Here is a 26211-nt window from a genome sequence, read left to right on the forward strand (position 1 = left end):
TTCGTCCATGCAACTATCAGCACTTAACTCCATCTAGGTGCCGTACTATTTGAGCGGTCACTTCTGGTTGGTGACTCATATAGGCGAGATCATGTTCGGCGAGTAGCGATTGAGTCGCTTGTGAATAAAACTGATCTCTTTTGCATCATAATACCACCAAAGTATATGTGGCTTTGTGAGGGTGATCGCCAAATAAATAACTGCTGTATTGGATGTTTTTCGGAGATATGTTCTAAAATAAAGTGGATATTTATTCCTGTTTAGGAATAAATATCCAGCTTGATTTTGCAACAAATTGAGTGAGATTAAGCGCTGAGTGCTTAGCGCGCTTCAGTCATGATTTCGCGTGAGAATACTTTTTCACAGTAGTGACATTTTAGCTGCACATTGTCATTCTTTTGCTGCACATTAAAGCGGCTTTCTACCGGTTCGCCGTGTGAGATACAGTTGCTGTTCGGGCATTCAAATACACTTTCAATACTCTCGGGAAGTACTAGGTTTAGTTTGTTGACCACCTTGTATTCTTCAATTTGATTTACCGTTGCTTTTGGTGCGTAAAGTGCCAGTTGGTTAGCCTGCTCTTTGGTCAAGTAGATGTTCTCAATCTTGATCAGGTCTTTCGCTCCCAGTGCTGAAGAAGGCAGATTTAAGCCAATCGTAATACGTTCATTTGACTTGTGCATCTTGAACAGCTTCAACACTTTAATACCAATGTTTGCAGGAATATGGTCAATGACAGAGCCGTTACGAATCGCTTCTACTTGTAGTTGGGTTTCTTTTACCATGATAGTTCTCCTGCAGATTAAAGAGTTTCGTTCAAGACTAGGGCTAGCAGAGCTTCACGCGCATAAACGCCGTTTTCAGCTTGCTCGAAGTAGTAAGCGTGTTTGGTCTTATCGACATCTGTGGTGATCTCATCAACACGTGGTAGTGGATGGAGCACCTTTAAGTTGTCGCGCGCACCTTCTAGTGTTGCCGCTGTGAGGATGAAGGCAGACTTCATGTGCGCGTACTCTGACTCGTCAAAGCGTTCTTTTTGCACTCGCGTCATGTAAAGCACGTCGAGTTCAGGCACCACTTCTTCAATGTTGTTGTGCATGCTGAACTTGATACCCGCTTCCTCTAACTCTTCACAGATGTAGTCAGGCATAGCCAGCGCATCCGGTGCGATAAAGAAGAAACGTACATTGCTGAATTTTGCTAGCGCTTGAGTCAGTGAGTGCACAGTGCGGCCATATTTAAGGTCACCAACGAAAGCAACGTTGAGGTTATCAAGCGTGCCTTGCGTTTCGTGGATAGAGAATAGGTCGAGCAGAGTCTGGGTTGGGTGTTGGTTTGCGCCGTCGCCACCGTTAATGATTGGCACACCATTAGAGAACTCAGACGCTAAACGCGCAGCGCCTTCTTGAGGATGGCGCATCACAAAGGCATCAACATATGAAGCAATGACTTGCACTGAGTCAGCCAAGGTTTCTCCTTTCTTAGCCAGAGACGTGTTACCCCCGTTATCGAAGCCAATCACGCTGCCGCCTAAACGTTCAACGGCGGTTTCAAACGACAAACGGGTACGAGTCGATGGCTCGAAGAAGCAACTCGCCACGACTTTGTTTTTTAGTAGCTCTGGGTTTGGCTCTGCTTTTAAGCGTGCTGCAGTATCGACGATAAGTTCAAGCTCGCTGCGGCTGAGCTCTGGGATGGAGATGATGTGCTTGTTAAATAACGAATGCGCCATAGCTGTATTTCCTCGCCTCATAGATGACAGACAAAAAAAAGCCCCCTAACAATAGGAGGCTGATAAAGGATCGATGGAGACAAAAAATAAAACAGCTAACGTCCCTGATTCAGGGCGCGTTTTGTAACAACGAGATGTTGTATTTTGCTGGTTCATTTTGTACTCCGTTAGGGTCTGTTGACCTTTTGCGGTTAAATTTTGTTCGAGATAAAAGCGTTTCAATCGCGGCGAGAGGTTTGCAGCCTAGTAATCTAAGCAAAACACCTCTCAACAAAGAGTGAAACGCTTTTAGCCGAACCCTTCGGGCAGCGTTTGTGAGCACTTTCTACTGCGTTATCGGCTTATCAGGTAGAGCAACTACATTTCAAAGCCTCTGCCTTGTATAAAGGGCTCACTAACAGCTGCAAAAATCAGCTCAAAAGGCCAACAGACCCTATAAATTGCGGAGGATTATACGGACAAAATTACGTGACGCAAGCGTTTGCGCAAAGTATCCAGAAATTGGGTTTTTATGCGAAATAGACTGTTTTTGATTGGTTTTTCGCAGCCGTTGGCAGAACTTGCTTGGAGGGTGATTGTGAGTTTTTTTATAGTCGGCGGGATGAAAAAAAATGCGGGCTTTATTCAGAGCCTCTGAACGCCACCCGCATTTCCCTGCAAATCACTCGTGATACCTACGGATTACTTCCGCGATATAGAGTGTTCGCGATTAATATCTTTGAGTGATATTAGTCGCCTAGTGTTGCTACCATCACTGCTTTGATAGTGTGCATACGGTTCTCTGCTTCATCGAAGACGATAGAGTGTTTAGACTCAACAACTTCATCTGTTACTTCTACGCCATCTTTAAGTTGTGGGTACTCAGCCGCTAGTTGCTTACCAACGGTAGTGTCTTCACCATGGAATGCAGGTAGACAGTGCATGAATTTCACATGTGGGTTACCCGTCGCTTTTAGCATTTCCATGTTCACTTGGTAAGGCATCATTAGGTTGATACGCTCAGCCCATGCTTCTTTCGCTTCACCCATAGATACCCATACGTCTGTGTATAGGTAATCACAGCCTTGAACGCCTTCTTGTACGTCTTCAGTCAGAGTGATTTTTGCACCAGTTTCTTCAGCGATTTCGCGGCAAGTCGCTACTAGCTCTTCTTCTGGCCAGAACGCTTTAGGAGCCACTAGGCGGATGTCCATACCCATCTTCGCCGCACCAACCATTAGAGAGTTACCCATGTTGTTGCGAGCGTCGCCTAGGTAAGCGAACTTCATTTCATGTAGCTGTTTACCACGGCCGTGTTCCATCATAGTTAGGAAGTCAGCTAGGATTTGCGTTGGGTGGAACTCGTCTGTTAGGCCATTCCATACAGGAACACCAGCGTATGCGCCTAGCTCTTCAACGATTTCTTGACCAAAGCCGCGGTACTCGATGCCGTCGTACATGCGACCAAGAACGCGAGCAGTATCTTTCATTGACTCTTTGTGACCGATTTGAGAACCCGATGGGCCTAAGTAAGAAACTTGAGCGCCTTGGTCAAATGCTGCAACTTCAAATGCACAACGAGTACGAGTAGAAGTTTTCTCGAAGATTAGGGCAATGTTTTTGCCTTTTAAGCGAGGTTGTTCATAGCCGTTGTATTTTGCTTTTTTTAGTTCCGCAGATAGATCCAACATGTGTTGAATTTCACGTGGAGTAAAGTCTAATAGTTTTAGGAAGTTACGGTTGCGTAGGTTAAAAGCCATGATGTTTTCCTTCTTTGTTTTGATTGCGCTCTCTTGGTTGCAGGGAAAGAGGTAAGAAAGCGCATAAATAAGTAATGTTTGTATAACTTTTGCTTCCACAGTGGGGAGCTAGATATGAACACCTTAAGTTCAACGAGGGTCTGGTTATTCAATCTCGCTCCAGTTGTGGAGTAACGAATCGGTTAGCCTTTGGTGATATTGGTGCCCGCGGTGCCTTGAAGAATACGTAAGCCATCTTCCAGCGAACCAATACCAACCACTTTGCCACCTTGGTTAATGAACTCGCATGACGCTTCGATTTTTGGCCCCATGGAGCCCGCATCAAACTGGTACTTATCTAGTTCACTTGGGTTGGTGCTGCGTAGAGCATGTTGAGTTGGTTTGCCCCAATCTAGGTAAACCGCATCAGCGTCAGTCAGAATAAGTAGCGCATCTGCGTCTAGCTGTTTTGCTAGGAATGCAGCAGACATGTCTTTATCGATAACCGCTTCCACACCAACTAATTTGCCGTTTTCGCGTTTGACTGGAATACCGCCACCGCCAGTACAGATAACCAAGTGGCCTTGTTCGATCAGAGCTGTAATCGCTTCATGTTCAATAATGCCAGTCGGTTGTGGGCTTGGTACCACGCGGCGGAAGTGCTTGCCGTCTGGTTTGATTGTCCAGCAGTACTTCTCTGCCAATTCACGCGCTTCTGCTTCTTCGTAAATTGGACCGATAGGCTTAGTCGGATCAACGAATGCAGGATCGCTTGGGTCAACCGTCATTTGAGTCAACATGCAAGTCGCGTTGACGTTAGGCATTTGGTTTTTAAACTCTTGCATCAGCATGTAGCCGATCATGCCTTGAGTTTCACTGCCCAGTACATCGAGTGGGTACGGAGCGACTTTTTTGTATTCCAAACCTTGTAGAGCAAGCAGGCCAACTTGTGGGCCGTTACCGTGAACAAGTACTACGTTGTACTCTTGCGCGATCTCAGAAATAGTCTTAACCGCAATCTCAATGTTTTGGCGCTGAACTTCAGCTTCTAATGGCTCGCCGCGGCGAAGTAGGGCGTTACCGCCAAGTGCTACAACTACAGTTTGTTTAGTCATTGCTTTAATCTCTCTGCAGGGGGCAGGAGCAAAGGTGCTCCTGCCAACTAATCACTTAATTAAATACCGTCACGCTCGATTGGGCAGCTCATGCAGCGAGCGCCACCACGACCACGGCCTAGCTCGTCACCTGGGATAGGTAGAACAGTGATGCCCGCTTTGTCGTATTTCTCGTTGGTGTAAGTGTTGCCTTCGTAGCCGACAACCACGCCTGGTTTCACAGTCAGTACGTTGTTTGCGTCGTTCCACTGCTCACGTTCTGCGTGGAAGTTGTCACCACCTGTTGTGATTAGGTTTAGTTTGTCGACACCAAGTGCTTTCTCGATAGCGGTTACGAAGTAGCCTTCTTCTTTCACGTTAACCGCACCAGATTCATCACCTGTTAGGCTCCAGCATTTCACGTCTTTACGAACCACTTCTGGGTAAACCGAGAAGGTATCTTCGTTCATGTGAGTCATAACAGTATCTAAGTGCATGCAAGAGCGGTGTTTAGGTAGCTCCATTGCAATAATTTGTTTCGCTTGACCGTGTTTGAATAGGCCAGATGCTAAGTGCTCTACACCCTGTGCGGTTGTACGCTCAGACATACCGATAAGTACCGTGCCACGACCAAGAACGAGTACGTCACCGCCTTCGATGGTTGAGTTGTCGTAGTTGATGTTTTCTTCATCGCCGAAGTACTTAATGAAGTCTTGCCCCGCGAAAGTTGGATGCCAGCGGTAGATAGCGCGAACATGGTTGGTTTCACGTTGACGAGCAGGTTTTGCCATTGGGTTGATTGATACACCACCGTATACCCAGCATGAAGTGTCACGAGTAAATAGATGGTTTGGTAGCGGCTCAATGATGAAGTCAGTCGGTGCATGCAGACCTTGCATCATTGAAGACGATTTCATTGGCATTTCAGCGTAAGAAAGGCCGCCAGTCAGAATCTTCGCCAGCTCCAGATTTGGTAGATCACCTAGGTAGCAGCGTACGTCGTTAGCGAAGGTTTTACCTAAGCGGTATTCTGATACTTGGTGGTTCAATAACCAGTCTTTTGCTTCTGGAACAGCAAGCGTGTCTGCCAGTAGGTCTGTTAGAAGTAGCACTTCTACGCCTTGGTCACGCAATGTTTGAGTGAATACGTCGTGCTCTTTACCCGCACGCTCAACTGCCAATACGTCATCAAATAGCAGATCGTGACAGTTTGAAGGTGTCAGGTGAGTCAGAGCTCGTCTAGGGCGGTGAACAAGAACGCGACGTAATTGACCGATTTCAGAACCTACGTATAACTTACTCATGATCGTATCTCTCTTATATTTTAATTAGTCTTAATATTTAAAAACTAATATTTAATTTGTAGGGAATAGAAGCGTGAATTTATTTATTCACTTATTTTGTTTCTGGAGCCCATATTACGCCTGTTAGCGGGGGAATCTTAGAGGTCAATCACAGTTCGATTTTTATGCCCTAAGCCTTGTTCTACAAGGGTTTTAACAATATCTATGCAGTTGTTATTGCCCTGTAACATCCCTAATTAGCCACTAAGGTTGGAACTTTATGCAGGGAAATATCCAAGATGCTTGATAAACATTAATTAGTAGGAAGAATATGCAATTAAAATTTGATAGTAATAAGTTGAATAAAGCGGAAGTATGCAACGAATCGTTCTAGATAATTGCTTTTGAGGTGCGAATTAAACCTTTTATAACAAAATATTTGGCAATAATTGTTGTATCGATCACATATTAATATTTGGCAGGTTTTAACAGGAGGGAATTTATTTAACAAATATATTTTATAGGTAGGGGTACTTTTTCTAATTCAAATAATTGAATTGAGAGCAGACTTCGTCTTTTAGATCGCTTCGCTGCGGGAACGGGCTTCGCCCTGCGAGAGGAATGTGAGTGGTTTGGGATGGAGCCTTTAATTTTGATAGTGTTGGCAGGCTATAGGAGTAAAAGTAAAATATTCTCGTTTCTCGTTTCTCGTTTCTCGTTTCTCGTTTCTGGTCTCTCAAAAGAAAAGCCGCACTAAGGCGGCTTTGAGGGCGGCTCACTTCCTGTGAGCCAGGGTAAGGAAAAGAAGTCTGTGGATTAGATTAGCGCACCAATACTTAGTACAACAACGCAGAACAGAGTCAGAATTGCTAGCAATGGCGCTACCCATTTCACCCAGCGTACATACGGGACTTTAGCGATAGCCAAGCCACCCATTACCACTGCTGAGGTTGGAGTAATTAGGTTCACTAGGCCAGAAGCTGATTGGTAAGCAGTGATGACTAGATCACGACCTACGCCAGCAAAGTCAGCAAGTGGTGCCATGATTGGCATAGTAAGCACCGCTAGACCAGATGTTGAAGGTACTAGGAACGACAGTAGAATCTCTAAGAAGAACATCACATTAATGAACACGACAGACGATAGACCTGTGACCATTTGCTCTGCAGAGAACAAGATGGTGTCAGTGATCATACCGCGGTCCATTACCACGACGATACCACGTGCGATACCAATGATTAATGCAACACCAAGTAGGTCGCGAGCACCGTCGATAAAGCTGCTAGTGAACTCTTCTTCACTCATACGAGCCACGATACCGACAATGATGGTTGCCGCTAGGAACATGGCAGAGATCTCGGCCATCCACCAACCTGCAACAGATACACCGTAGATCATCACACCAAACGAGCCACCAAAAATAGCAAGGATTGCTTTGCGAGTGGTTGTGAACTCAAGGCCTTCGTCAGACTGATTGCCTAAGAAATGTGCTTTGTTTTCTTCGTACTTGTCGTACACAATCGATTTCGACTGATCTTGGCGTACCATGCGAGCGTAGCGCATTACATAAGCAACACAGATAGCCCAGCCTGCTACTAGCATGATTAAGCGTAGAGCGATGCCTTCTGTAAATGGAATGCCTGATGCGTTTGCAGCGATGACTGTTGCGAATGGGTTGATAGTCGAACCTAAACAACCAATACCCGCGCCAAGTAATACGGTTGCCGCTGCAACGACAGGGTCAAAGCGCGCTGCCATCATTACAGGAACAAGTAGGGTGTAGAATGGTAACGATTCTTCAGCCATGCCATAGACAGTACCGCCTGCGGCAAACAGTGCCATCAGGATCGGTATCATCATCTCTTCTCGTCCTTCGAGACGATGAGTAACGCGCTCGATACCGGCGTCAATTGCCCCTGTTTTAGTTACTAGCCCTAAGAAGCCACCAATGATTAGGATGAAAAGAGAAACGTCGATCGCCGCAGCTTCGTAGCTATTGTGGTCATAGAAGCCATCAATTGGCGCAAGAAGAACATCAATAACACCTTGTGGGTTGCCATCAACTGCTTGGTAGGTACCTGTGACAGGCACTTCACGTCCAAGGTCTTCGTTCATTACGCGGTCGTACTGACCAGCTGGAACAATCCAAGTCAGCAGCGCAACCAGTGCGATTAAAACAAAAAGAATCGTATATGCGGAAGGGAACTTAAAGTTGGCAAAGAAGCCGCCTTTTTTTTCTTCGGTCGGTACAGTCTGGGTTGTCATGGCTATCTCCTTACTTTTATTTATATACCGATAAATAAAAGTGAATCAGCGACTAATAGTTATTAATAATTAAATAACTTATGTAGGGTAAGTTATTGGTATTTGGTTTATAAACTGGGCTTCACTGTCAAATCTGCCCTTTGACGTTATTTTAAGAGCAGTTTCTATTACTAACTTTGGTGATCTTCACAAAATAAATCGACAAAAAAAAGCACTATTTTTCTAATGCTAAATTAGAACGACTAATTGTTTGAATTGGGCGGATTAATATTCTTAAAAAATGGGTTGGAGTTATGAGCATGCAGGCTGTGATGAGATAGAAAAAATTTGACCGGAATTTTATTCAAACGTTGGGATTAAAATGCACAAAGAGTTTTTGAACACTTTCTTGATTAATGTCAAACTTAAAATGTGAGCTGGGTTTTTTTACACGAGATAAAATAAAAAAGGGAGCCGAAGCTCCCTTATTTTTAATGCGGTTATTAGATGAATAAACCACCAAATGTAAAGCCTAGTGCGACCGCAGAAGAGATAGTCACTACGCCAGGAATAAAGAACGGATGGTTGAAAACATACTTGCCAATGCGTGTAGAGCCAGTGTCATCCATTTCTACTGCTGCTAGCAATGTAGGGTAGGTTGGAAGCACGAACAGAGCACTTACCGCCGCGAAAGAGGCGACAGCTGTCAGTGGTGCAACACCAATAGCAAGTGCAGCTGGCATCAGTGCGACTGTGGTTGCCCCTTGTGAGTACAGTAGCATTGACGCAAAGAACAGAACCATAGCTAGCATCCATGGGTAATCTGAAAGTAGTGCTCCTGCTACCTCTTTAATACCGTCTACGTGTGCGTTAACAAAAGTTGAACCCAGCCAAGCGACACCGAGTACACATACACACGCTGTCATACCAGAGCGGAAGGTTGCCGCTGAAGGGATCTTAGATGCATCAATCTTAGTCACGAGAACGATAGCTGCCGCCGCTGCTAGCATCACAGTCATAATGGCTTCATTTCGACCCAGTGCAGGATCTTTGATTAAGCCAACCGAACCTGAAATTGCCGCTGCGTAGCAGACAACAAAGCCAATAGCTGCAAGGAAGATGTAAGTCGCAGTTTTCGCTGTTGGCAGAATTTCGCGCTTAGTCTCTGTTGCTAGCTTGATGAGACCTTTTTCCAGACGTTCTTGATAGATAGGATCATCTTTCAGTTCGCTGCCCATAAAGTTAGCCACGAATGCGCCAACCATACATGCGATGAAAGTCGTTGGAATACATACTGCTAATAGAGTTAAGTAGTCAACACCCATAGGCGCTAGCATGGCCGCAAACGCAACAACGGCTGCTGAAATTGGTGAAGCGGTAATCGCGATTTGTGAAGCAACAACAGCAATAGACAGCGGACGTGATGGACGAACCCCTTGGCCTTTGGCTACTTCAGCGATAACAGGCAGGGTCGAGAACGCGGTGTGTCCTGTACCTGCCATTAGCGTCATTAAGAAAGTCACAATCGGCGCATAAAAGGTGATGCGCTCAGGGTGTTTACGCAAAAAGTTTTCAGCCACTTGTACTAGCCAGTCCATACCTCCGGCAACCTGCATGGCTGCAATTGCGGTAATGACCGACATAATGATAAGAATAACGTCTACCGGAATAAAAGCTTGGCTAGTTGGTACACCAAGTACCAAAGACAGTGCAATAACACCCGCACCACCTGCTAAACCAATCCCAATACCACCGATTCTTGCTCCTAAATAGATAAAGAGCAGAACGACAAAGAGTTCGACTGCCACCATATTGATACCTCATAAAGTTTATTTTGATTCTGATTATCTAACCATTCAGCGTCTAAATAGTTAGATAATAGGAATGAAGAGAGACCTTGATAAAATTGTGGTTAACCGTATTAAGTGCCAAAAAAGGGCTCCGAAGAGCCCTTTCTTACTGCGATTATTCGTAGCGTTTTGCTTTATACGTTGGGTGCATAAAGTTTTCTACACAAAGAATTTCATCAAGCTCTTCTTCGGTTAGCAGACCGCGTTCTAGAACAACTTCGCGAACACTCTTGCCGGTTTCTGCACAGATCTTACCAACGATGTCACCTTCGTGGTGACCGATGTATGGATTTAGATAAGTGACGATACCAATAGAGTTGTAAACATAGTTTTCGCAAGTCTCTTTATTGACCGTAATGCCATCGATACATTTGTCACGTAGGTTGACACACGCATTTGATAGGATCGTGATTGACTCAAACATACTTTGTGCAATCACAGGCTCCATCACGTTTAGCTGTAGCTGACCGCCTTCAGCTGCAAACGAGATAGTGTTGTCGTTACCCAGTACTTTGAAACAGACTTGGTTCACCACTTCTGGAACAACTGGGTTTACTTTCGCTGGCATGATAGAAGAGCCAGCCTGAAGCTCTGGTAAATTCAGCTCGTTAAGGCCTGAGCGAGGGCCAGATGAAAGTAGACGTAGGTCATTACAGATCTTAGACAGTTTAACCGCTAGGCGTTTTAGTGCTCCGTGCGTCATTACGTAAGCACCACAGTCAGACGTTGCTTCGATCAAGTCTTCTGCAGGAACCACTTCTAGACCTGTTACTTGCGCTAGGTGCTTCACTGCTGCTGCCTGGTAACCTTGTGCTGCATTCAGGCCAGTGCCGATTGCTGTTGCGCCTAGGTTGATCTCTAGTAGTAGTTTTGATGTGTACTCAAGAGCACGAATCTCTTCGTTTAGGGTGACTGCCCAAGCGTGGAACTCTTGACCGACTGTCATTGGCACAGCGTCTTGAAGCTGAGTACGACCCATCTTCAATACATCTTTAAACTCTTGGCTCTTAAGTTCAAAGGCGCCTTTCAGGTACTCAATTGCTTCAATCAGTTTTGCTACGCTGTTGTATACCGCAATACGGAAACCCGTAGGGTATGCACAGTTAGTCGATTGGCTCTTGTTGACGTGGTCATTCGGGTTAATGAATTCGTACTGACCTTTTTCTTTACCCATTAGTTCAAGTGCAACGTTAGCGATCACTTCGTTGGTGTTCATGTTGACTGAAGTACCCGCACCACCTTGGAATACGTCTGATGGGAACTGATCCATGCACTTACCTGTTTCAAGGATCAAATCACACGCTTCGATGATGTAGTTCGCCACATCTTTAGGGATAACACCTAGCTCGTTGTTAGCTAACGTAGCGGCTTTCTTGGTCATCACCATACCGCGTACAAATTCAGGTACGTCAGAGATGGTCATGTTAGAAATGTTGAAGTTTTCAATTGCGCGAAGAGTATGAATGCCGTAGTAAGCGTCAGCAGGTACGTGGCGCTCGCCGAGTAGGTCTTCTTCGATACGGGTTGCTTGGTTAGCCACTTGAGAGGTTTCAGTTAGGGTAGCCATACAGGATCCTTAGATATTTATTCTGATAATAAAGTTGCTTTATAGCCATTCTGTAGTCTAAGAATCCATTCGACAGAGTTTTTGGCTGTATAATCCGTCCTGACTTATGTGGCACATAATACTGTACCTAGCGTATAAAAATAGTAAGTGGATCACCTTTTTTGCTTTTGTTGAGTTAAAGTTTTGCAAGATATGAATAGGTTATTAATAGCCCTTTAGTGGTAGGTGTCTATTGAGTGTTTTATCACGTTTTTTTACAGCTTCAATTTGAGCTAAAACCGTGGAACACGTACACTGAACTCAACAAAGGAGGGCGTGTGTTTCCTATCTTATTATTGCTGTTTATCTTCGTTCCTATTATTGAAATAGGCTTATTTATACAAGTCGGTGGTTTTCTGGGCTTATGGCCTACCATCGGCTTGGTGCTGATCACGGCATTTGTCGGTGCCTCTTTGGTGCGTAGCCAAGGGCTGCAAACATTGATGTCGGTACAAAACCGCCTTCAGCAGGGTGAACTTCCTGCGCAACAAATTTTTGAGGGCGTGATGCTTGCCGTCGCAGGTGTGCTGCTGTTAACACCGGGCTTTATGACTGATGCACTGGGTATGCTGGTTTTGCTTCCTGCGCCTAGGGCGGTGATCGCCAAGTACTTAATGAGCAAAATGGTGGTGAAATCGGTTGGTGGTGGATTCCAAGGCGGTTTTCATGGCGACCAATTTGGTCACAACCCATTTGAACAAGGTCCTTTCCATAAAGGTGACTCTAAGCAAGGGTCAACATTTGAAGGGGAATATGAACGTAAAGATGACGATGACCAGAACCGACTCAACTAATTCGTTCTACTGTTTTGCTAAAGGCGCTAATACAGCGCCTTTTTTGTGTCAGCGAAACAGAGAAAGCCTCTAAAGTAGTTACTCTATTTATTAGCAAAAACTTAAATAATTCAACCTTCTTGTCTCAAAGTTGAAACTTCTGTTATCACCATGTGTTGAAAATTTGACGGCGCTTCAATTATTCATCATGTCTATGAGATCAAAATCTCACTGTCACTGAATGTAATTTTTAGTTTCATAAAAAACATCAACACTGGACATGATTTATTTATAAGTAGTCACGAAAAAAGTGATTTGGAACACGCTTTCTAGTTGTGGTTCAACATTTGAAAGCGATGCATGGTGGATAACATGAAACAAAAACTAACCCCAACGCTACTAGCCGCAGTGGTAGCAGGTGCTCTGTCTTCTCCAGCAATGGCAGACATTATTATTTCTCAGTATGTAGAAGGTGGCAGCAATAACAAAGCGATTGAAATTGCTAACACTGGTGATGCTTCTGTCTCTCTTGACGGTTACGAATTAGCGAAATCAACCAATGGTAATGGTGAGTGGGGCAGCAAACTTTCACTTAACGGCCAGGTACTTGCAGCTAAGAGTGTACTGGTTGTTGCTCATACTAGTGCCAGCGATGACATTAAAGCGGTTGCGGACATCCTTAATGGTTCAGTAACTGGCTTCAATGGCAATGACCCAATGGCACTGCTAAAAGATGGCAGTGTGCATGATCTGTTGGGTGACATGGGTGGCTCTGATTTTGCTAAAGATACTACTTTAGTACGCAACTCAGATGCGATGACGCCGTCTGCTGCACATAATGCTGCACAGTGGTCTTCACTGCCGAAAGACAGCATCGAAGGTCTAGGTACATTAGATGGTGGCACAGCTCCGGAACCATTCACTTGTACTCAAGACGGCGCAACACCAACCTTTACCTCTATTCAAGAAATTCAAGGTGAAGGCGATACTTCTCCATTTATTAATGGCTACCCATACATCACAGACGAAGACTTCTTTGTTAAAGGTGTGGTTAGTGCAGTAACTACAGGCCTGACAAAAGGATTCTACCTGCAGGCACTAACTGATGATCACAACCCACAGACTTCAGAAGGTTTGTTTGTTCACACTAACCAGTCAAGCTCAGAGCTAAAACCAGGCGACGTAGTGTGTGTCAAAGGCAAGGTACAAGAATACTATAGCCACACTCAGCTAAAAGCAGAGAACAACAACTGGGTTAAGCAAGGCGAGCAAGCAGCGCCAACAGCAACAGATATCGAGATCCTGCCAACAGACAAAAACTTCGATCGCACATTAGAGCGTTACGAAGGTATGTTAGTCAGAACAACTGAAGCGCTCGATATGCGTGTTACTCGTACTTTCGGCTACGACTATGCCGCGCGTCGTAACAACATGGTATTGGCGCAAGGTCGTATCAGCATGCAGCCAAACCAAAACTTTGCCGCAGGTTCAGAGCAGGCGAAGCAGCAGAGCATCGAAAATGCAGAGCGTCGTCTATATGTAGAATCAGATGCCAAAGCGCCAAACGGCTCTATCCCTTACTACCCAGACTTTGGCCGTACTGACGCAGACCAAGATGGCTCGACAGAAGATTACATCCGCGTTGACGATACGATTGTTGGTCTAGAAGGTGTGATCACCTACAGCTACGGCGATTACCGTTTGATCCCGACCAATACGTTAACCAGTGAAAGCTTCATACGTAACGACCCACGTACACAAGATATCGATATGAAAGAAGGCGATCTACGTATCGCGACTTTCAACGTCTTGAACTACTTCAACTCGCCGTTTGGTGGTGACACTAACCCACATGGTAACAACCGTGGGGCGAACAGCTACGAAGAGTTTGAAGTGCAGCAAGCGAAGATCGTTAATGCGATTCTTCGTCTAGACGCTGACATCATTGGCCTGATGGAAATCGAAAACAACGGCTTTGGTGAAAGCGGTGCGATTCGTCAGCTTGTTGATCAGCTAAACGCACGTATTGAAAATAAGAGAGATCGTTACGACATCGTCGCTATCGACAGCAATGGCGATAAAGTGACAGATGAAAATGACTACATAGGTACCGACGTTATCACAACAGGTGTTATCTACCGTTCTAAAGTGGTTAAGCTAAAAGAATCTCGCGTTATCGCCATGCCAAGTCAGCAAGCACCTGAAGTGCTTGATGAAAACGGTAAAGTGATTGAAGACGGTAAGAACTACCAACGTGATTCTCTTGCACCAACCTTTAAAGTAAAAGGAACCAAAGAGAAGATCACAGTGGCGATTAACCACTTTAAATCAAAAGGTTCGAAATGTTGGGAAGATGCAGCACCGGTTGAGCAAGGCGGTCAGGGTGGTCAAGACCTAGACAAGCAAGGCTCATGTGAAAACTTCCGCGTTGCAGCGGCAGTAGCACTGGGTGATGCACTGAAAGAGATTAAAGGTCATAAAGTTATCTTGGGTGATATGAACTCGTACGGCATGGAAGATCCAATGCTTGTTCTGACTGACTACAGCCAAGATAAGTACGGTAAGACAATCAAAGCAGCGCGTAACACATACATCGGTAGTGAAGCCCAGTACGGTGATGATGGTGCGGTGATTAATCACAACTACGGCTACATCAACGCGGTGGCAAAAGCGCATCCAAACAGCTGGAGCTACTCGTTCAATGATGAAGTGGGCGCACTTGACCACCTATTGATCAGCCCAAGTCTAGAGAAGCACTTCGTTGACGCAACAGATTGGCACATCAACGGTGGCGAATCGACGTTGTTTGATTACAACGATGAGTACAAAGGTGACCTACCTAAGTACCAAGATCACTTCCGTTCTTCTGACCACGATCCAGCAGTTCTAGAGCTAAATATGGCAGGTTCATTCGGCTTCGGCGCAATGATGTCTCTGTTCGGCCTGGCGTTATGGCGTCGTCGTAACTAATACCTCAACAACAGCAAACCAAAGGGCAGGTGAGTAATCATCTGCCTTTTTTACGTTATGGCATTCCAATTAATTTCATGATTTTTCTGTTTTTTACTTTAATTATATTGTGATCATTATCATATCGATTGAAGTGATAACTTGCACTTATATAAATTGAATGTACATTCCGTGAGATTTATAAAATGTCTTTTTTCTTCAATGAAGACCGTTACTTGCAAGTACATTGACTCTGGCGAAGCCAGTCATAATAAACAACGAAAAATTGGCAAATGAAAACTCAATCTAAACGATCTCCCTTCATGGAAAAGGCATTGTGGTCGAGAGCTCTGATAGCTTCCGCACCTGTCTTTTTTGGTCTTAGCATCTTTAACGTTTCCGCAGAAGTATCAGTACCTGCCTTAGGTAGTGGTGCTGATAAACCCTCGGTGGTCTCTTCTTCCAGTAAATATCTTTTGAATATAGCCAAGGCGAATGAGCAAGGGTACTCGATTAACAGTTTGAGTGGACTTGATACTCGTGGCAAATCGCTGGTGTTGACTAACTCTTATGTCATGAACCCAAAGCTTGCAGGAGCGCCGGCGCAAGCTATTGTTCTGGCATTAGATAAGAACAAAGTGGCTTCGATAAAAGAGATACGTGTCGAAGGTCGAGCAGCGGACATTGTCCTCTTGGCACCAAAAGGCGTGGATTGTAGTGGTTGTTCTTTTGTGAATACTGAGCGAGTAACAATCGCGACAGGGGAAGGGGTTTATGAGTCTGGTGAGCTTAAAAGCATTAAGCTGACGTCATCGGGTAAGGTGACCATCAATGGTCAAGGTTTAACGTCAAGAGAAGCCAGTTTACTTGATATTGCAGCAGGTCAAGTGACCGTAGATGGCAAGTTAGACACTAATATGAAAGGTCGTGTGGTCACACGGGCCAATCAAGAAGTCAAAGAGATTGATGCGGCGGGTAACTTAGAAGTTTCGAACGGTGATGTTCAAATCATTGTGGGTGATAACGCGTTTCGCTACCACGACCGTCAGTCGGATGTATCGTTTGGAGCATACACAGGTAATGCCTTGATATTGACTGATAATGCAGACATCAAGGTCGGTAATTTACATTTAGAGTCAACGTACGCAAATGGCGATATCTCTATTGATGGTCAAATCGTAGCGAATGGTGCGTGGAGTTATGTCGGTCGTTATAACAACCAGAGTATTGTTCCTTTGGAATCGGTGACGGTGAAATCGAATGGTAACATCACCTTACTAGACCAAATCATCGCCGCGAACAAAGTAGAAGTGGAGTCAACGAATAACGTCTACATCATACCAATGGGTGGGCAAGGTGAGTTCCTGTTAGATAACATTCGCGGTGCCGAAGTAGACATTGCCGCTGTAGGGCTGGTGAAGAATACCGGTGTGATAGCGGCAGAGGGGGCTTACCTTTCAGCGAATCAGGTGGTTAATGAAGGGGATATTGAGGCTTCCCGAGATATTTACATCAATGGTAAGCACTCGGTCAACAACCAGTTTGGTGGGGTATTACTGGGCGAGAACATCCATCTTAAGTCAGAGCGAAAGGTGACGAATGGTTCGTTATACCCTTATCGTTTGGTTCCTAAACAAGGTACGTTTTCAGCTTCAGCTTCAGCTTACAGTCGTAATACGGCTCCAGATATCAAAGTTGGGGGTAAGCTTGCGGTTCCTCCACCTCCGAGTTCAATGGAGAAGGTTGATGTAGATACATTGGAGGCTTACATCCTTGGGCAGAACATCAAGGTGGAGGCGAACGATTTTATCAATGCGAATCCGTATGAAGTGACACGAGCAGGTTTCTTCATGAGAAAAGCTCAGCTGGATGCTAACAAGAGTGGTCAAGTAATAGTTTCTGCCGAGTCTACTCTTGATCTTCGCTTAGGTTACCGCTTTTGGAATATGTCAGCTATTGCTGAGTCTTGGACTGGCAATACGATAATCCATGCCCCTGTCATTGATAACGAAAGATACTATATATGGGCTGACACATACTCTAGAAAGGCATGTAGTAGTGTACCGCCTGGCCAAGTCGCTCAGCCTGGTCACCCTTGGTATGACTGTTACAAAAACAATGATTGGAGACATAAGCAATACATAAAGAAGCTTTCACCTCCTGCACATATTAATACTGGGGCAAACTTAATCCTAAAAGCAGATAGTTTGAATAATGAACATAGTGCCGTTGAGGTTAGAAACGATATCGTTGGTAATGTTTCGAATGTATGGATGGAGGGCCTAAGTCTCAGAGAAATCTGGTTTAAGACTACGGTAACACATCATTCTAGAACCTATTGTACTAGACGCATATTTAGGAAGTGTTTTAGAAGGAAAACAGAACGTTGGACAACTTCAAAGACTGAACTTACTAAAAATGCAGAAATTGCTGAGTTTCCGTTTGTCTTCTATGTAGACGGTCATATACATCAAGGCTTTGGAACATCACGAGTTCTAATGCAAGACATTACATTTGGCCCTTATGCGACGTCATACATACCCAGGGTCACACCTACTGAACCAAGTAAACCAAGCAAATACATACCAATAATAAATTCAGGTATTACTTTCTTCGTCCCAAATCCAAATTTTAAAGAATAAATAGCAGTTGGCAAAAATGATTAAAAATAGAATAGATGCACCATTGTGGCAAAAAGTGACATCCAGCGTATTAACTGCTGTGCTCGCCACTCATATCTCTTTCCCTGTTTATGCATCGGCTAAGACCAGTGTCACATTAGAAAACATTCAAAGTGCGATATCGGCCTCACCTCGTTACGAACTGCAGCAGTCTGTAAAAAGCTATCTGCATCGAGGGGCATTAGAAAGTGACGAACTGGGTATCTTTGATGGTTTTACCTACTTCTTCGGTCTATTGAGTGAGGGGCATCCCCAGCTACTTCCCGGATATGATGCAACCACTCAACAAGCACCGTCGATAGATGCCATTGCAACTCGATTTGGCTCTCCATATGTTGAACGTGGTGTCATTCGACATCAAATTGCTCAGATTCTCAACAAAAGCTGGATTAGCGCACCTGGATACTCAAGTTATAACGAACAAACCAAGCGTTTGTATGAAAATGCTGCAGAGGTGGCTGCAACGAATGGCTATCGTTTAGGCCAGCAGTTAACAAAAAGCCAAATAGACAACTTAAGTAAAGATATTGTTTGGCCTGAATTGAGAACAATTGGTGGTCAGCAGTATTTAGTGCCATTTGTGTATTTAACGGACAAGACCGTTAATGCTCAGAAAATCATTGAATCGACGTTCTCCGCCAATAGCGCAGATATTAAAACAGAAACGTTTGTTGTGAATGGAGGTCGAGTTGAATTCAAACACAGCGCACTGATTGATGTAGAGCAAGATTTTATCAATACACAAGGTACGATAAATGGGAATAAATTCACAATTCGTACAGGACGTGAGCTAAAAAACTTATCCGGTACGATATCTGGCGATGACGTGACGTTGATAGCGAATAAGCTAACTAATGACACTCTGGTCACCAGAACGGACTATGGGCATGGCTTTTCAGAAACATTTCGCCAGCTTGCATCAATTAAGTCTCTAGGCGATTTAACTATTCATACCTCGGGTGATGTTATCAGCCATGGAGGGGAGTTTTCTGCTCAAGGTGACTTAGCCATCAAGGCGGGTGGTAACATCATCTTGGTTCCGCAAAGCGCTAAAAATGAGCGGGCTGAATCTGGTGCTATGTGGTCAGACAGTGAGTCATCACTGGTCAATCTGCAGACAAGCTTATCCGCGGTTGACACGCTGTCGTTGATTGCAGGAGGCCAAGTCTTCATTGAGGGCGCTAAGCTAGAGAGTCAGGGGCTGCTTGAGATACTGGCTGGATACGGTATTACCCTAAAAAGTGCCGCTGATCTTAATTCTTATGATAAGAAATTTGAATCTGATGGCGGTGGTCTATTTGGATCTAAAGAAAGTGAAGCCGAGAGTAAAACAGAAGCAGAGATAGTAAGAACATTGCTAAAAGCTGGTCAGAGTATGCTGCTGTCGACCAAGCAAGGCAACGTCTTACTTGAAGCGGTGACCATAGACAACAAAGGCATGTCAAAGATCATCGCTGAAAATGGCTCGATAGATTTTGAGCTGGCTAAGCTGTTGGAAACATACAGTTACGAGAAATCTTTTGAAGGAGCCCTGTCGTTCCGCCATGCAGGAAAAGGTTACCAGCGAGAGGTTGCTTATTACTCTGAGTTTATTAACAACGGTGGTCTGCTATTAGATGCGGCTACAGGGATCAATATTCAGGTAGCGGCTGGGTCAAACAACTTAGACCAAACGCTAGCAGAACTTGCGCGTTCGCCAGAATTGGCTTGGATGCAAGATCTACGTAATAACCCCGAGTTACAAGACATCGACTGGCAAAGCATCGAGTTAGTGTATGAGCAATGGGATTACGACCAGTCTGGGCTATCTCCCGCTGCAATGGCTATTTTGGCTATTGCGTTGGCCGTAGCTATGGGGCCTGGCGCTTTCGCTCTTGCAGGTGCTGCCGGCTCTGGTGCTCTTATTACAGTGAGCAATGTCGCTCTGGCGAGTGCTATCAATGCTGGCTTTGGTAGCCTAGTTTTACAAGCGTCTAGCAGTCTACTGGCGAATGGCTTCGATATAAAAGACACGTTGAATCAACTCGGTTCAAAAGAGTCATTAACTTCAGTAGCTACCAGCATGGTTACGGCTGGAGTCCTTAGCTCAATAAACAGCAACCTGTTTGCCGAAGGAACAGAGGCCGCAACTGCACTGGAAGATTTGTCGGGCTTGCAGATTGCTGGAAATGGGTTAGAAGCTCAAGCCATCCAACAGGTGATGCGTTCAGCGACCAGTGCTGGGATTTCAACCATAATAAATGGTCAAGATCTTGATTCCTTTGGCGATGCTTTCTTACAAAGCATGTCAACAGCTGTAATTTCTACAATAGGAAGAGAACTGGCCGAAGATATTGGTAATGCAGCTGATGATAGTAATGGCAAGGTACCTGATATTGATGCTGCTACAAAGTATATTGCTCATGCTGCACTGGGGTGTGGGCTAGGGACTTTAACTTCTCTTTCCAATGGCGGAAATAGTTCTGCTCAGAAAAATGGCTGTGCCTCAGGAGCTGCTGGTGGAGCGGTTGGTGAGTATGTTGCTGAAACTTATAAAGATAGTATTGAAGCACAGCGAAAAGAGATAGAACAGACTTCTTTAAAATTCATTGATGGTTCAAGGCAGTTCTCTGCAGAAGAAATTCAGGCTGAAGTGGAGAGGTTAAGAGCTCTCGGCGTAGATATATCTCGCCTGGCAGCAGCAATAACGGTTTTCGCTTTTGGTGGAGACGTCAATATTGCTGAGTACACAGCAGGCAATGCCGCCCAGCACAATGCTTTACATTTAATCTATTTTGCTTTCCAAGCGACGATGTTTGTTCTCACAGTCATTGAGATAAAAAATACCGTCGAGCAGATTCAGGCCATTTTAGAAGGAGAAGAGGACCCTGAACCTCTTTTAAAAGATGCATTGGTCAATCTATTGGTTGAGGTATCTTTTGGGAAGTTAAAGAAAACAGAACTTGCAGTAAAAACACTAGAAGAAATTGTCGATCTAACACGCAAAGCGCTTGATGATATAAACCCGACATTAACTTTCCAATTCGAGAAAGTTATAGACGACATTTCAGCGAAAAGAAATGGTGATAGTAGTATTCAGTTGAAGGTTGCTGATGATCTTAAACCAATCAGTGAAAAATACCGCAAGGATTATGATGACTACCGCAGTTCTGTTTCGCGTGGAAATGGTGTATCACCACAGGACTATGAAAGATATAGAGACAATGGTTGGTATTTTGATGAAGGTAGCCACCGCTGGAAAAGCACTGACAAGCCCACTTCTACCCCTGACTTTGTCGCTAGTTTCGATGAAAAAGTGAGTAAAGACATTGACTACTCATTATTCTCTGGTTCTCAAAATAAATCTCTAAAATATAGCGTCGAAATTGACGGAAAGTCTCATGATAAAGATATACACGAGCTAGTAGCGGCGAGGGTAAATGCTAAGAAGCAATTGGACATCACGGACATTGACTCTCCGCAAGGCTCGTTAGAGGCCCTTGTATATAAAAAGCAGATGAAGGATTTAAGTGAGGCAATTGGAGAGCTCACTTCAGAAGCTATGATTAGGAATGATCTCTTCAAAGGCCGGAAAGTGGATAAACTGCTTTCAGCCCCGCCATGGAGCAATAAAAAGAATGACCAGTTTGATAGTATTTATATTATCGATCGGGGAACTGCAAATGAAAGAATTGTACTTGTCGAAGCCAAAGGAGGTTTGAATCCAAGCAAAGAATCAGTAGGTAGAGTAGTCAATAGTAGTCGGTATGGGCAAGGGCACCCTGAGTACAACGAATCTATTTTAGTTAAAATGCAAAAAGACTATGACTTGGCGCTAAACCAAGTAGCTGCCAATCCAACTGACTTGCAGCGCTATCTTGATACGATTGATGATTTGCAGAAGCATCGTCTACATGGAACAATCGAATATTACAGGATTGAAACTAAGCTTGACCAAAAAGGTAGCATACATTCAACGAACCCAATCACAATTAAGAAGGTGAACGAGGCATTTAACAATGTATAGTAAAGTACAACATCATATTGAGCCTAATACCACCCATGTAGAACGAGTGAACTCTATGCTTCCCCGTGAATTGATTAATTTTTATAATAATCTACAGTCTGCCATTAAAAAAAAGCCGGAAAATGCAGTCATGGGAGGTAATCAAGCAATAGGGTTACTTGGTAAGTTACAACGTTTCGACTGGGATAAGCCGACGGCTCAATGGCTTCTTCAAGATGCAGCTGAACTGATGACAGTTGGTTTTAACATTGCTCTGAACCCTGATAGGCAGGTAATGTGCCAGTATGCCGGCTTTCTGTTTGAGGCTGAGGGGAAAACTAACCAAACTTCCAGAGACTTTTTCTCTTGGCTAAATGCATTTTGTCTCGCACTTATAACCCGTGATAAAGAGTTACTTGAAACAATCTGGTTATTTGAAGAGTCAAATATTGTTACAGAACCCGGTGGGTGGTCGTTTGATCCTGAACATCGTTTCATTAAATCACTACTGGCTATGATGAAAGGGATGTTTAACCCTAATGCAGATATGTCTGCTCTTATTAAAACAGCTGCCGAAATGTCTGCACCTGAATACATCGACCCCTTGTGGCGTGATGAAGCGAATCACCTTTATGTGCCTTTAATACCACTTGTGGCATCAATGTATACTTCAGATCGAAACGAAGCTTACCCCCAGGCTTTAGAGCAAGCTATCCGGACTTATCGAGCTTACTTCGATTTACCTGCTCCAGATGATGATCCTAGTTTCGGTTGGAGTACATCGCAGTGGGTATCTTTTCCCATAACCGCTTTAGCGTCGCTCGCGTTTCAACGTTATGGTTTGGAGCCGCAAGTAGAGAGTTACTACTTACCTCTTTGGTGGGTTAAGGGAGATATTCCAAATCACAGACTGAGAGCAGAAGACGTTTTAGACAATTTATAGCTATTACTTTCTAGTTATCTAGGCGGTCGTGATCGAAATATTTATTCTGATAATGAATTTTTCGATCACATTAGATTAGTGCCCAGCAATATTTTTTGTGCTTTTGGGGAATATAATAAGTGTGCAAGTTAACCAAATTTTTATTAATTCTCGCTTAACTTCCAGTTATTTCTGGAAAAGATATATTTAATAGCTGTTTATCTTCAACACTGTTTAGGTAGTTTCAATGAGATTGTTAATATTTATCGCTATAGTTTTATTCAGTTTAAATGTTCAAGCATCACCTTCTGTTTGTAAAAAAATTTCCTTATCACTTTGTAACTGCGGATGGAACGCTTGGCTTATATCAGGGAGCTGTGACGAAATTAATAGTTCGAAAAGTACCACAAAAGGTTTCTTATGGCTTGGTGTTTATTGGTAGTTTACTCTGAACTATAAATAGCTCTATTCATTCACTGAGATCAACGACTCAGAATGAAAAAATGAGGCGTTGATACTAACGCCAAATATATTCTATACATCAATGCCTAAATTTCATTGTTTAGGCGGGTTAAAAAGAGATTATTATGAAAAAAATACTTAGTTGTTTAGTTTTAAGTGCTGCCGTTTTCTCTTCCAACTTATTTGCTTGGGATGGCGTTCAAAAAGGGAAAATTGGTCAAATTGGGTAGTTCTTCTTATCGAGTTAAATACCCAAACGAAGCAGTCACGAACCTCTAATTGTCAGTGGTTCTAACGGCGTTTACAAGCAATTTTAATTTAGCATTTCATAATACTGAAGTTTGTGAAGGCATTCGTTCTGTGGTTGCCTAGAACAGAGTTACTAAATGGCAATGATTTGCTTAATTTAACTAACATCCAGATTAACCCATATTATATGGAACACAAATAGGAATACATTTTGATTATAAGGTTATTTTTGTTCTTAAGCATATTTGTATGCTTTAGTGCTAACGCTTCCGCGCCCGTATGCAGCGCCAGTCATGGTGGATACTGTCATTACTCAGGAACGGTGACCAACTTATACGTCAATTCGGGTGGATTAATTTTGATGTATTTTGATACAGCCATGCCTTCAGGAGAGCCCAGTAAGGCGGGAATAAGTTTAAATTATTATACCGCAGGCAGTGTGAAGATAAGTGACAACCCAGACTTCGCTAAGCTTTTCTATTCTACGGCACTGACTGCTTTATCGACTGGAAAAAAAGTGTCAGTTCAGATGCGCGGTAATGAAGGCGGTTACCCGAATATTGACCGTATTTGGTTAGAGCAATAGTCATATGTTCACTATTACTTTGTCATCAATATTTTATACGGGTTAAACTAAAATTATTATGAAAAAAATACTTAGTTGTTTAGTTTTAAGTGCTGCCGTTTTCTCTTCCAACTTATTTGCTTGGGATGGCGTTCAAAAAGGGAAACTTGGTCAAATTGATGTTGCAGATGAAGAAAATTTTGGTTTTCGAGTTACTTTGGCTAGTGGCATTACACTGTGTGGAAACCATCAGTGGGCGTACCTTAACAAGTCGCATAGCAACTACGAGACCTATGTTAGTGCCATTTTGTCTGCTAAGTTCGCAGGTGCAAATGTAACTATATATACCAATAAAGATGGTAGTAGCCAGGGCTACTGTCGAGTCGGATACATTGTTGTCGAGTAGCGTGTAATTTAACAGTGAAATCTATATGAAATTGAGTTGGGTCGGGTAATTGCTTTTTGACTTTAGAAATTGGGGATACGCAAGAAGTTCCCGCTAAACAAAGGCGAGCGAAGCCACTGTCTTTAGAGGAATATGAACATTCAGAGCCTAATAGAGACAGTGCGATAGTCGCTGCATTTACGAGTGGTGGTTATACCCAAAAATAAATCAGACACCACTTGGAATTAATTATTCACGGGTCAGCCGTATTGTGTCAAAACGCAAGACCTGACCCTGATGGTTTACGTTGTTAAATAAAATAATATTTATAGGTACTATATGAAGGCATTAACTTTCTTAATGGCATTCTGGTCAAGTTTCACTATTGCTGATGAATGCGCAAGTTGGGGATGTATCTCCAAGATTGAACAGCTTTACGTTTCTACTTCTGGAGATATTTATGTTAGCACGCCCTTTAATGAGAAGCTGGCAAATTGCACCCCTGTTTCTGATGTGTACTTCACCTTGAATCCATCATCTTCAAATGCCTCTCAAGTATACTCAGCACTGCTTTCTGCGTATATGTCAGATAAAAGAATTCAAATGAGAGTTGTAGAAGGGCATCCTAGGTGTGAACTTGAGTATGTATTGCTAAATGCTGCTAATAAATAAAAAATATTTCTAGTTAGTCAATCTAATTAGACCTGACCCCAAAAATTAAGTTATTGTTAGATAATATAGGTTTAGCATGTTTAGAAATACATTTAATTATGTAGTCTTGATTTTATTTCTGGCTAGTGGCTACTCTGTGGCAGGGACCTCTGTTGAAACTAGTTTGGTAGGTAAAAAAATACAAATTATTTCTACTGGTACACCAAGGGTTTATATTTACGATCTTCCTGTTAATGATGGGTGTAAAGATAGTACGCCAGTTTTAATAATGTCTGGGTTACAAGCTAACCCTCTAGCCAAAGAGATCTATTCTACTTTATTGGCTGCTAAAGCTTCGGGAAAAAGAGTGTTAATACAAACAACGGGCTGTTGGTCTGAGTACTCTACACCAGTAATCACGTCAATGTATTTGTATGATTAGCTTCGAAAGTTAATATGTGTGGGGTCAGCCGTATTATGACTAAGGCTCCGCTGATTTTCGTTCTGATGCTGAGAGGTGGAAGGGAAGTAACACAGGGCATTTTTGCAAGCTGTATTCCCTAGACCTAAGAGGCTGAAATATGTCGATGAACAAAAACCGCCACATCATGTGGCGGTTATTGTTTTAAAGGTACTGATCTTCTTCTAGGCAGCGCTGCTCGTCGTAAGCATCATAGCGACCACGCGGACCTTTAAAGTGGATGCTGACAACCATGCCTTTCTCTACAAAGTAACGTAGATTATCGCACGATACTTTTCGTCCCCAAGTTTTTACTGTGCTAGTAAGCCAGTAGTACCCAGAAGGAAGTGATTCCTGAGTTGAAATGATGCCATCATCAGATACTTTAAACCCGTCCCATTCAGCTAGGGCTTTCTGTGCTTCGTTAATAGTTTCCTTGCTAGCTGTCGGTGTCGGAACCTCTGGCGATAGAGTTTGGCAAGCTGATAGAGTTAGCACTGATAGGGCGCTAACAAGTAATGCTTTTAGTTTCATTTGAATCTCTTAATTGTATTTGAATAGACCTAGCCCATAATGAGCGTGCGAATTATATTACAAATGTG

The 26211-nt window shown here is 43.6% G+C and carries 18 protein-coding genes; 9 read left to right on the forward strand and 9 right to left on the reverse strand.

Annotated elements, in window-relative coordinates; translation table 11 throughout:
• Positions 1 to 320: 320 nt before the first annotated feature.
• From pyrI to aspA, 8 genes are all read right to left on the reverse strand, one after another.
• Positions 321 to 785, reverse strand: a complete 465-nt coding sequence (pyrI, locus tag ZX61_RS08490; RefSeq protein WP_049844237.1) for an aspartate carbamoyltransferase regulatory subunit — start codon at positions 783 to 785, stop codon at positions 321 to 323.
• A gap of 17 nt (positions 786 to 802) precedes the next feature.
• Positions 803 to 1732 carry an aspartate carbamoyltransferase gene (gene pyrB / locus ZX61_RS08495; RefSeq protein WP_049844238.1) on the reverse strand — a complete coding sequence of 310 codons (930 nt, stop codon included), beginning with the start codon at positions 1730 to 1732 and terminating at the stop codon, positions 803 to 805.
• Between the two features lie 728 nt (positions 1733 to 2460).
• Positions 2461 to 3471 (reverse strand): ornithine carbamoyltransferase, encoded by a 1011-nt coding sequence (locus tag ZX61_RS08505; protein WP_004742778.1) that lies wholly within the window; start codon positions 3469 to 3471, stop codon positions 2461 to 2463.
• Between the two features lie 182 nt (positions 3472 to 3653).
• The gene (gene arcC, locus ZX61_RS08510; RefSeq protein ID WP_049844240.1) at positions 3654 to 4565 is read right to left on the reverse strand and encodes a carbamate kinase; all 912 of its coding nucleotides are present in this window, start codon (positions 4563 to 4565) and stop codon (positions 3654 to 3656) included.
• Between the two features lie 59 nt (positions 4566 to 4624).
• Positions 4625 to 5848, reverse strand: coding sequence for an arginine deiminase (gene arcA, locus ZX61_RS08515; RefSeq protein ID WP_049844241.1), 1224 nt, complete (start codon positions 5846 to 5848; stop codon positions 4625 to 4627).
• 795 nt (positions 5849 to 6643) lie between these two features.
• A complete protein-coding gene (locus ZX61_RS08520; protein ID WP_049844242.1) occupies positions 6644 to 8092 on the reverse strand; it encodes a YfcC family protein in 1449 nt (482 codons plus the stop codon).
• A gap of 482 nt (positions 8093 to 8574) precedes the next feature.
• Positions 8575 to 9882 (reverse strand): anaerobic C4-dicarboxylate transporter, encoded by a 1308-nt coding sequence (locus tag ZX61_RS08525; RefSeq protein ID WP_049844243.1) that lies wholly within the window; start codon positions 9880 to 9882, stop codon positions 8575 to 8577.
• Between the two features lie 154 nt (positions 9883 to 10036).
• Positions 10037 to 11488, reverse strand: a complete 1452-nt coding sequence (gene aspA, locus ZX61_RS08530) for an aspartate ammonia-lyase (protein WP_049844244.1) — start codon at positions 11486 to 11488, stop codon at positions 10037 to 10039.
• Between the two features lie 317 nt (positions 11489 to 11805).
• Here aspA and ZX61_RS08535 point away from each other — a divergent pair, with 317 nt between their 5' ends.
• From ZX61_RS08535 to ZX61_RS08575, 9 genes are all read left to right on the forward strand, one after another.
• Positions 11806 to 12321 (forward strand): FxsA family protein, encoded by a 516-nt coding sequence (locus tag ZX61_RS08535; RefSeq protein WP_049844309.1) that lies wholly within the window; start codon positions 11806 to 11808, stop codon positions 12319 to 12321.
• A 351-nt stretch (positions 12322 to 12672) separates the two neighbouring features.
• Positions 12673 to 15270 (forward strand): ExeM/NucH family extracellular endonuclease, encoded by a 2598-nt coding sequence (locus tag ZX61_RS08540; RefSeq protein WP_049844245.1) that lies wholly within the window; start codon positions 12673 to 12675, stop codon positions 15268 to 15270.
• Positions 15271 to 15572: 302 nt separating this feature from the next.
• Positions 15573 to 17891 carry a two-partner secretion domain-containing protein gene (locus ZX61_RS08545; RefSeq protein ID WP_049844246.1) on the forward strand — a complete coding sequence of 773 codons (2319 nt, stop codon included), beginning with the start codon at positions 15573 to 15575 and terminating at the stop codon, positions 17889 to 17891.
• A 16-nt stretch (positions 17892 to 17907) separates the two neighbouring features.
• On the forward strand, positions 17908 to 21936 hold the full coding sequence (locus ZX61_RS08550; protein ID WP_049844247.1) for a DUF637 domain-containing protein: 4029 nt from the start codon (positions 17908 to 17910) through the stop codon (positions 21934 to 21936).
• Positions 21929 to 22858, forward strand: coding sequence for an immunity 49 family protein (locus ZX61_RS08555; RefSeq protein ID WP_049844248.1), 930 nt, complete (start codon positions 21929 to 21931; stop codon positions 22856 to 22858). The genes ZX61_RS08550 and ZX61_RS08555 overlap by 8 nt, the downstream gene beginning before the upstream one ends.
• Before the next feature lie 1051 nt (positions 22859 to 23909).
• Positions 23910 to 24134: a hypothetical protein gene (locus tag ZX61_RS24540; RefSeq protein WP_235431313.1), complete on the forward strand. Its 225-nt coding sequence runs from the start codon at positions 23910 to 23912 to the stop codon at positions 24132 to 24134.
• Between the two features lie 58 nt (positions 24135 to 24192).
• Positions 24193 to 24519, forward strand: a complete 327-nt coding sequence (locus ZX61_RS08565) for a hypothetical protein (RefSeq protein ID WP_049844250.1) — start codon at positions 24193 to 24195, stop codon at positions 24517 to 24519.
• 318 nt (positions 24520 to 24837) lie between these two features.
• Positions 24838 to 25170, forward strand: a complete 333-nt coding sequence (locus ZX61_RS08570; protein ID WP_049844251.1) for a hypothetical protein — start codon at positions 24838 to 24840, stop codon at positions 25168 to 25170.
• 76 nt (positions 25171 to 25246) lie between these two features.
• Positions 25247 to 25591 (forward strand): hypothetical protein, encoded by a 345-nt coding sequence (locus ZX61_RS08575; protein ID WP_049844252.1) that lies wholly within the window; start codon positions 25247 to 25249, stop codon positions 25589 to 25591.
• Positions 25592 to 25774: 183 nt separating this feature from the next.
• On the opposite strand, the gene ZX61_RS08580 is transcribed toward ZX61_RS08575, so the two are convergent.
• Entirely contained in the window at positions 25775 to 26143 is a 369-nt protein-coding gene (locus ZX61_RS08580) for a hypothetical protein (RefSeq protein ID WP_049844253.1), read from the reverse strand.
• Between the last annotated feature and the right edge of the window lie 68 nt (positions 26144 to 26211).

Origin of the sequence: Vibrio sp. VPAP30 (genome assembly GCF_001188205.1) — a bacterium.
In the GTDB taxonomy this organism is placed as follows: Bacteria; Pseudomonadota; Gammaproteobacteria; order Enterobacterales; family Vibrionaceae; genus Vibrio; species Vibrio bivalvicida.

Coding starts and splice junctions, on each gene's coding strand:
- pyrI (WP_049844237.1), bottom strand. CDS start 785: ATGGTAAAAGAAACCCAACTACAAGTAGAAGCGATTCGTAACGGCTCT.
- pyrB (WP_049844238.1), bottom strand. CDS start 1,732: ATGGCGCATTCGTTATTTAACAAGCACATCATCTCCATCCCAGAGCTC.
- ZX61_RS08505 (WP_004742778.1), bottom strand. CDS start 3,471: ATGGCTTTTAACCTACGCAACCGTAACTTCCTAAAACTATTAGACTTT.
- arcC (WP_049844240.1), bottom strand. CDS start 4,565: ATGACTAAACAAACTGTAGTTGTAGCACTTGGCGGTAACGCCCTACTT.
- arcA (WP_049844241.1), bottom strand. CDS start 5,848: ATGAGTAAGTTATACGTAGGTTCTGAAATCGGTCAATTACGTCGCGTT.
- ZX61_RS08520 (WP_049844242.1), bottom strand. CDS start 8,092: ATGACAACCCAGACTGTACCGACCGAAGAAAAAAAAGGCGGCTTCTTT.
- ZX61_RS08525 (WP_049844243.1), bottom strand. CDS start 9,882: ATGGTGGCAGTCGAACTCTTTGTCGTTCTGCTCTTTATCTATTTAGGA.
- aspA (WP_049844244.1), bottom strand. CDS start 11,488: ATGGCTACCCTAACTGAAACCTCTCAAGTGGCTAACCAAGCAACCCGT.
- ZX61_RS08540 (WP_049844245.1), top strand. CDS start 12,673: ATGAAACAAAAACTAACCCCAACGCTACTAGCCGCAGTGGTAGCAGGT.
- ZX61_RS08545 (WP_049844246.1), top strand. CDS start 15,573: ATGGAAAAGGCATTGTGGTCGAGAGCTCTGATAGCTTCCGCACCTGTC.
- ZX61_RS08550 (WP_049844247.1), top strand. CDS start 17,908: ATGATTAAAAATAGAATAGATGCACCATTGTGGCAAAAAGTGACATCC.
- ZX61_RS08555 (WP_049844248.1), top strand. CDS start 21,929: ATGTATAGTAAAGTACAACATCATATTGAGCCTAATACCACCCATGTA.
- ZX61_RS24540 (WP_235431313.1), top strand. CDS start 23,910: ATGTATTTTGATACAGCCATGCCTTCAGGAGAGCCCAGTAAGGCGGGA.
- ZX61_RS08565 (WP_049844250.1), top strand. CDS start 24,193: ATGAAAAAAATACTTAGTTGTTTAGTTTTAAGTGCTGCCGTTTTCTCT.
- ZX61_RS08570 (WP_049844251.1), top strand. CDS start 24,838: ATGAAGGCATTAACTTTCTTAATGGCATTCTGGTCAAGTTTCACTATT.
- ZX61_RS08575 (WP_049844252.1), top strand. CDS start 25,247: ATGTTTAGAAATACATTTAATTATGTAGTCTTGATTTTATTTCTGGCT.
- ZX61_RS08580 (WP_049844253.1), bottom strand. CDS start 26,143: ATGAAACTAAAAGCATTACTTGTTAGCGCCCTATCAGTGCTAACTCTA.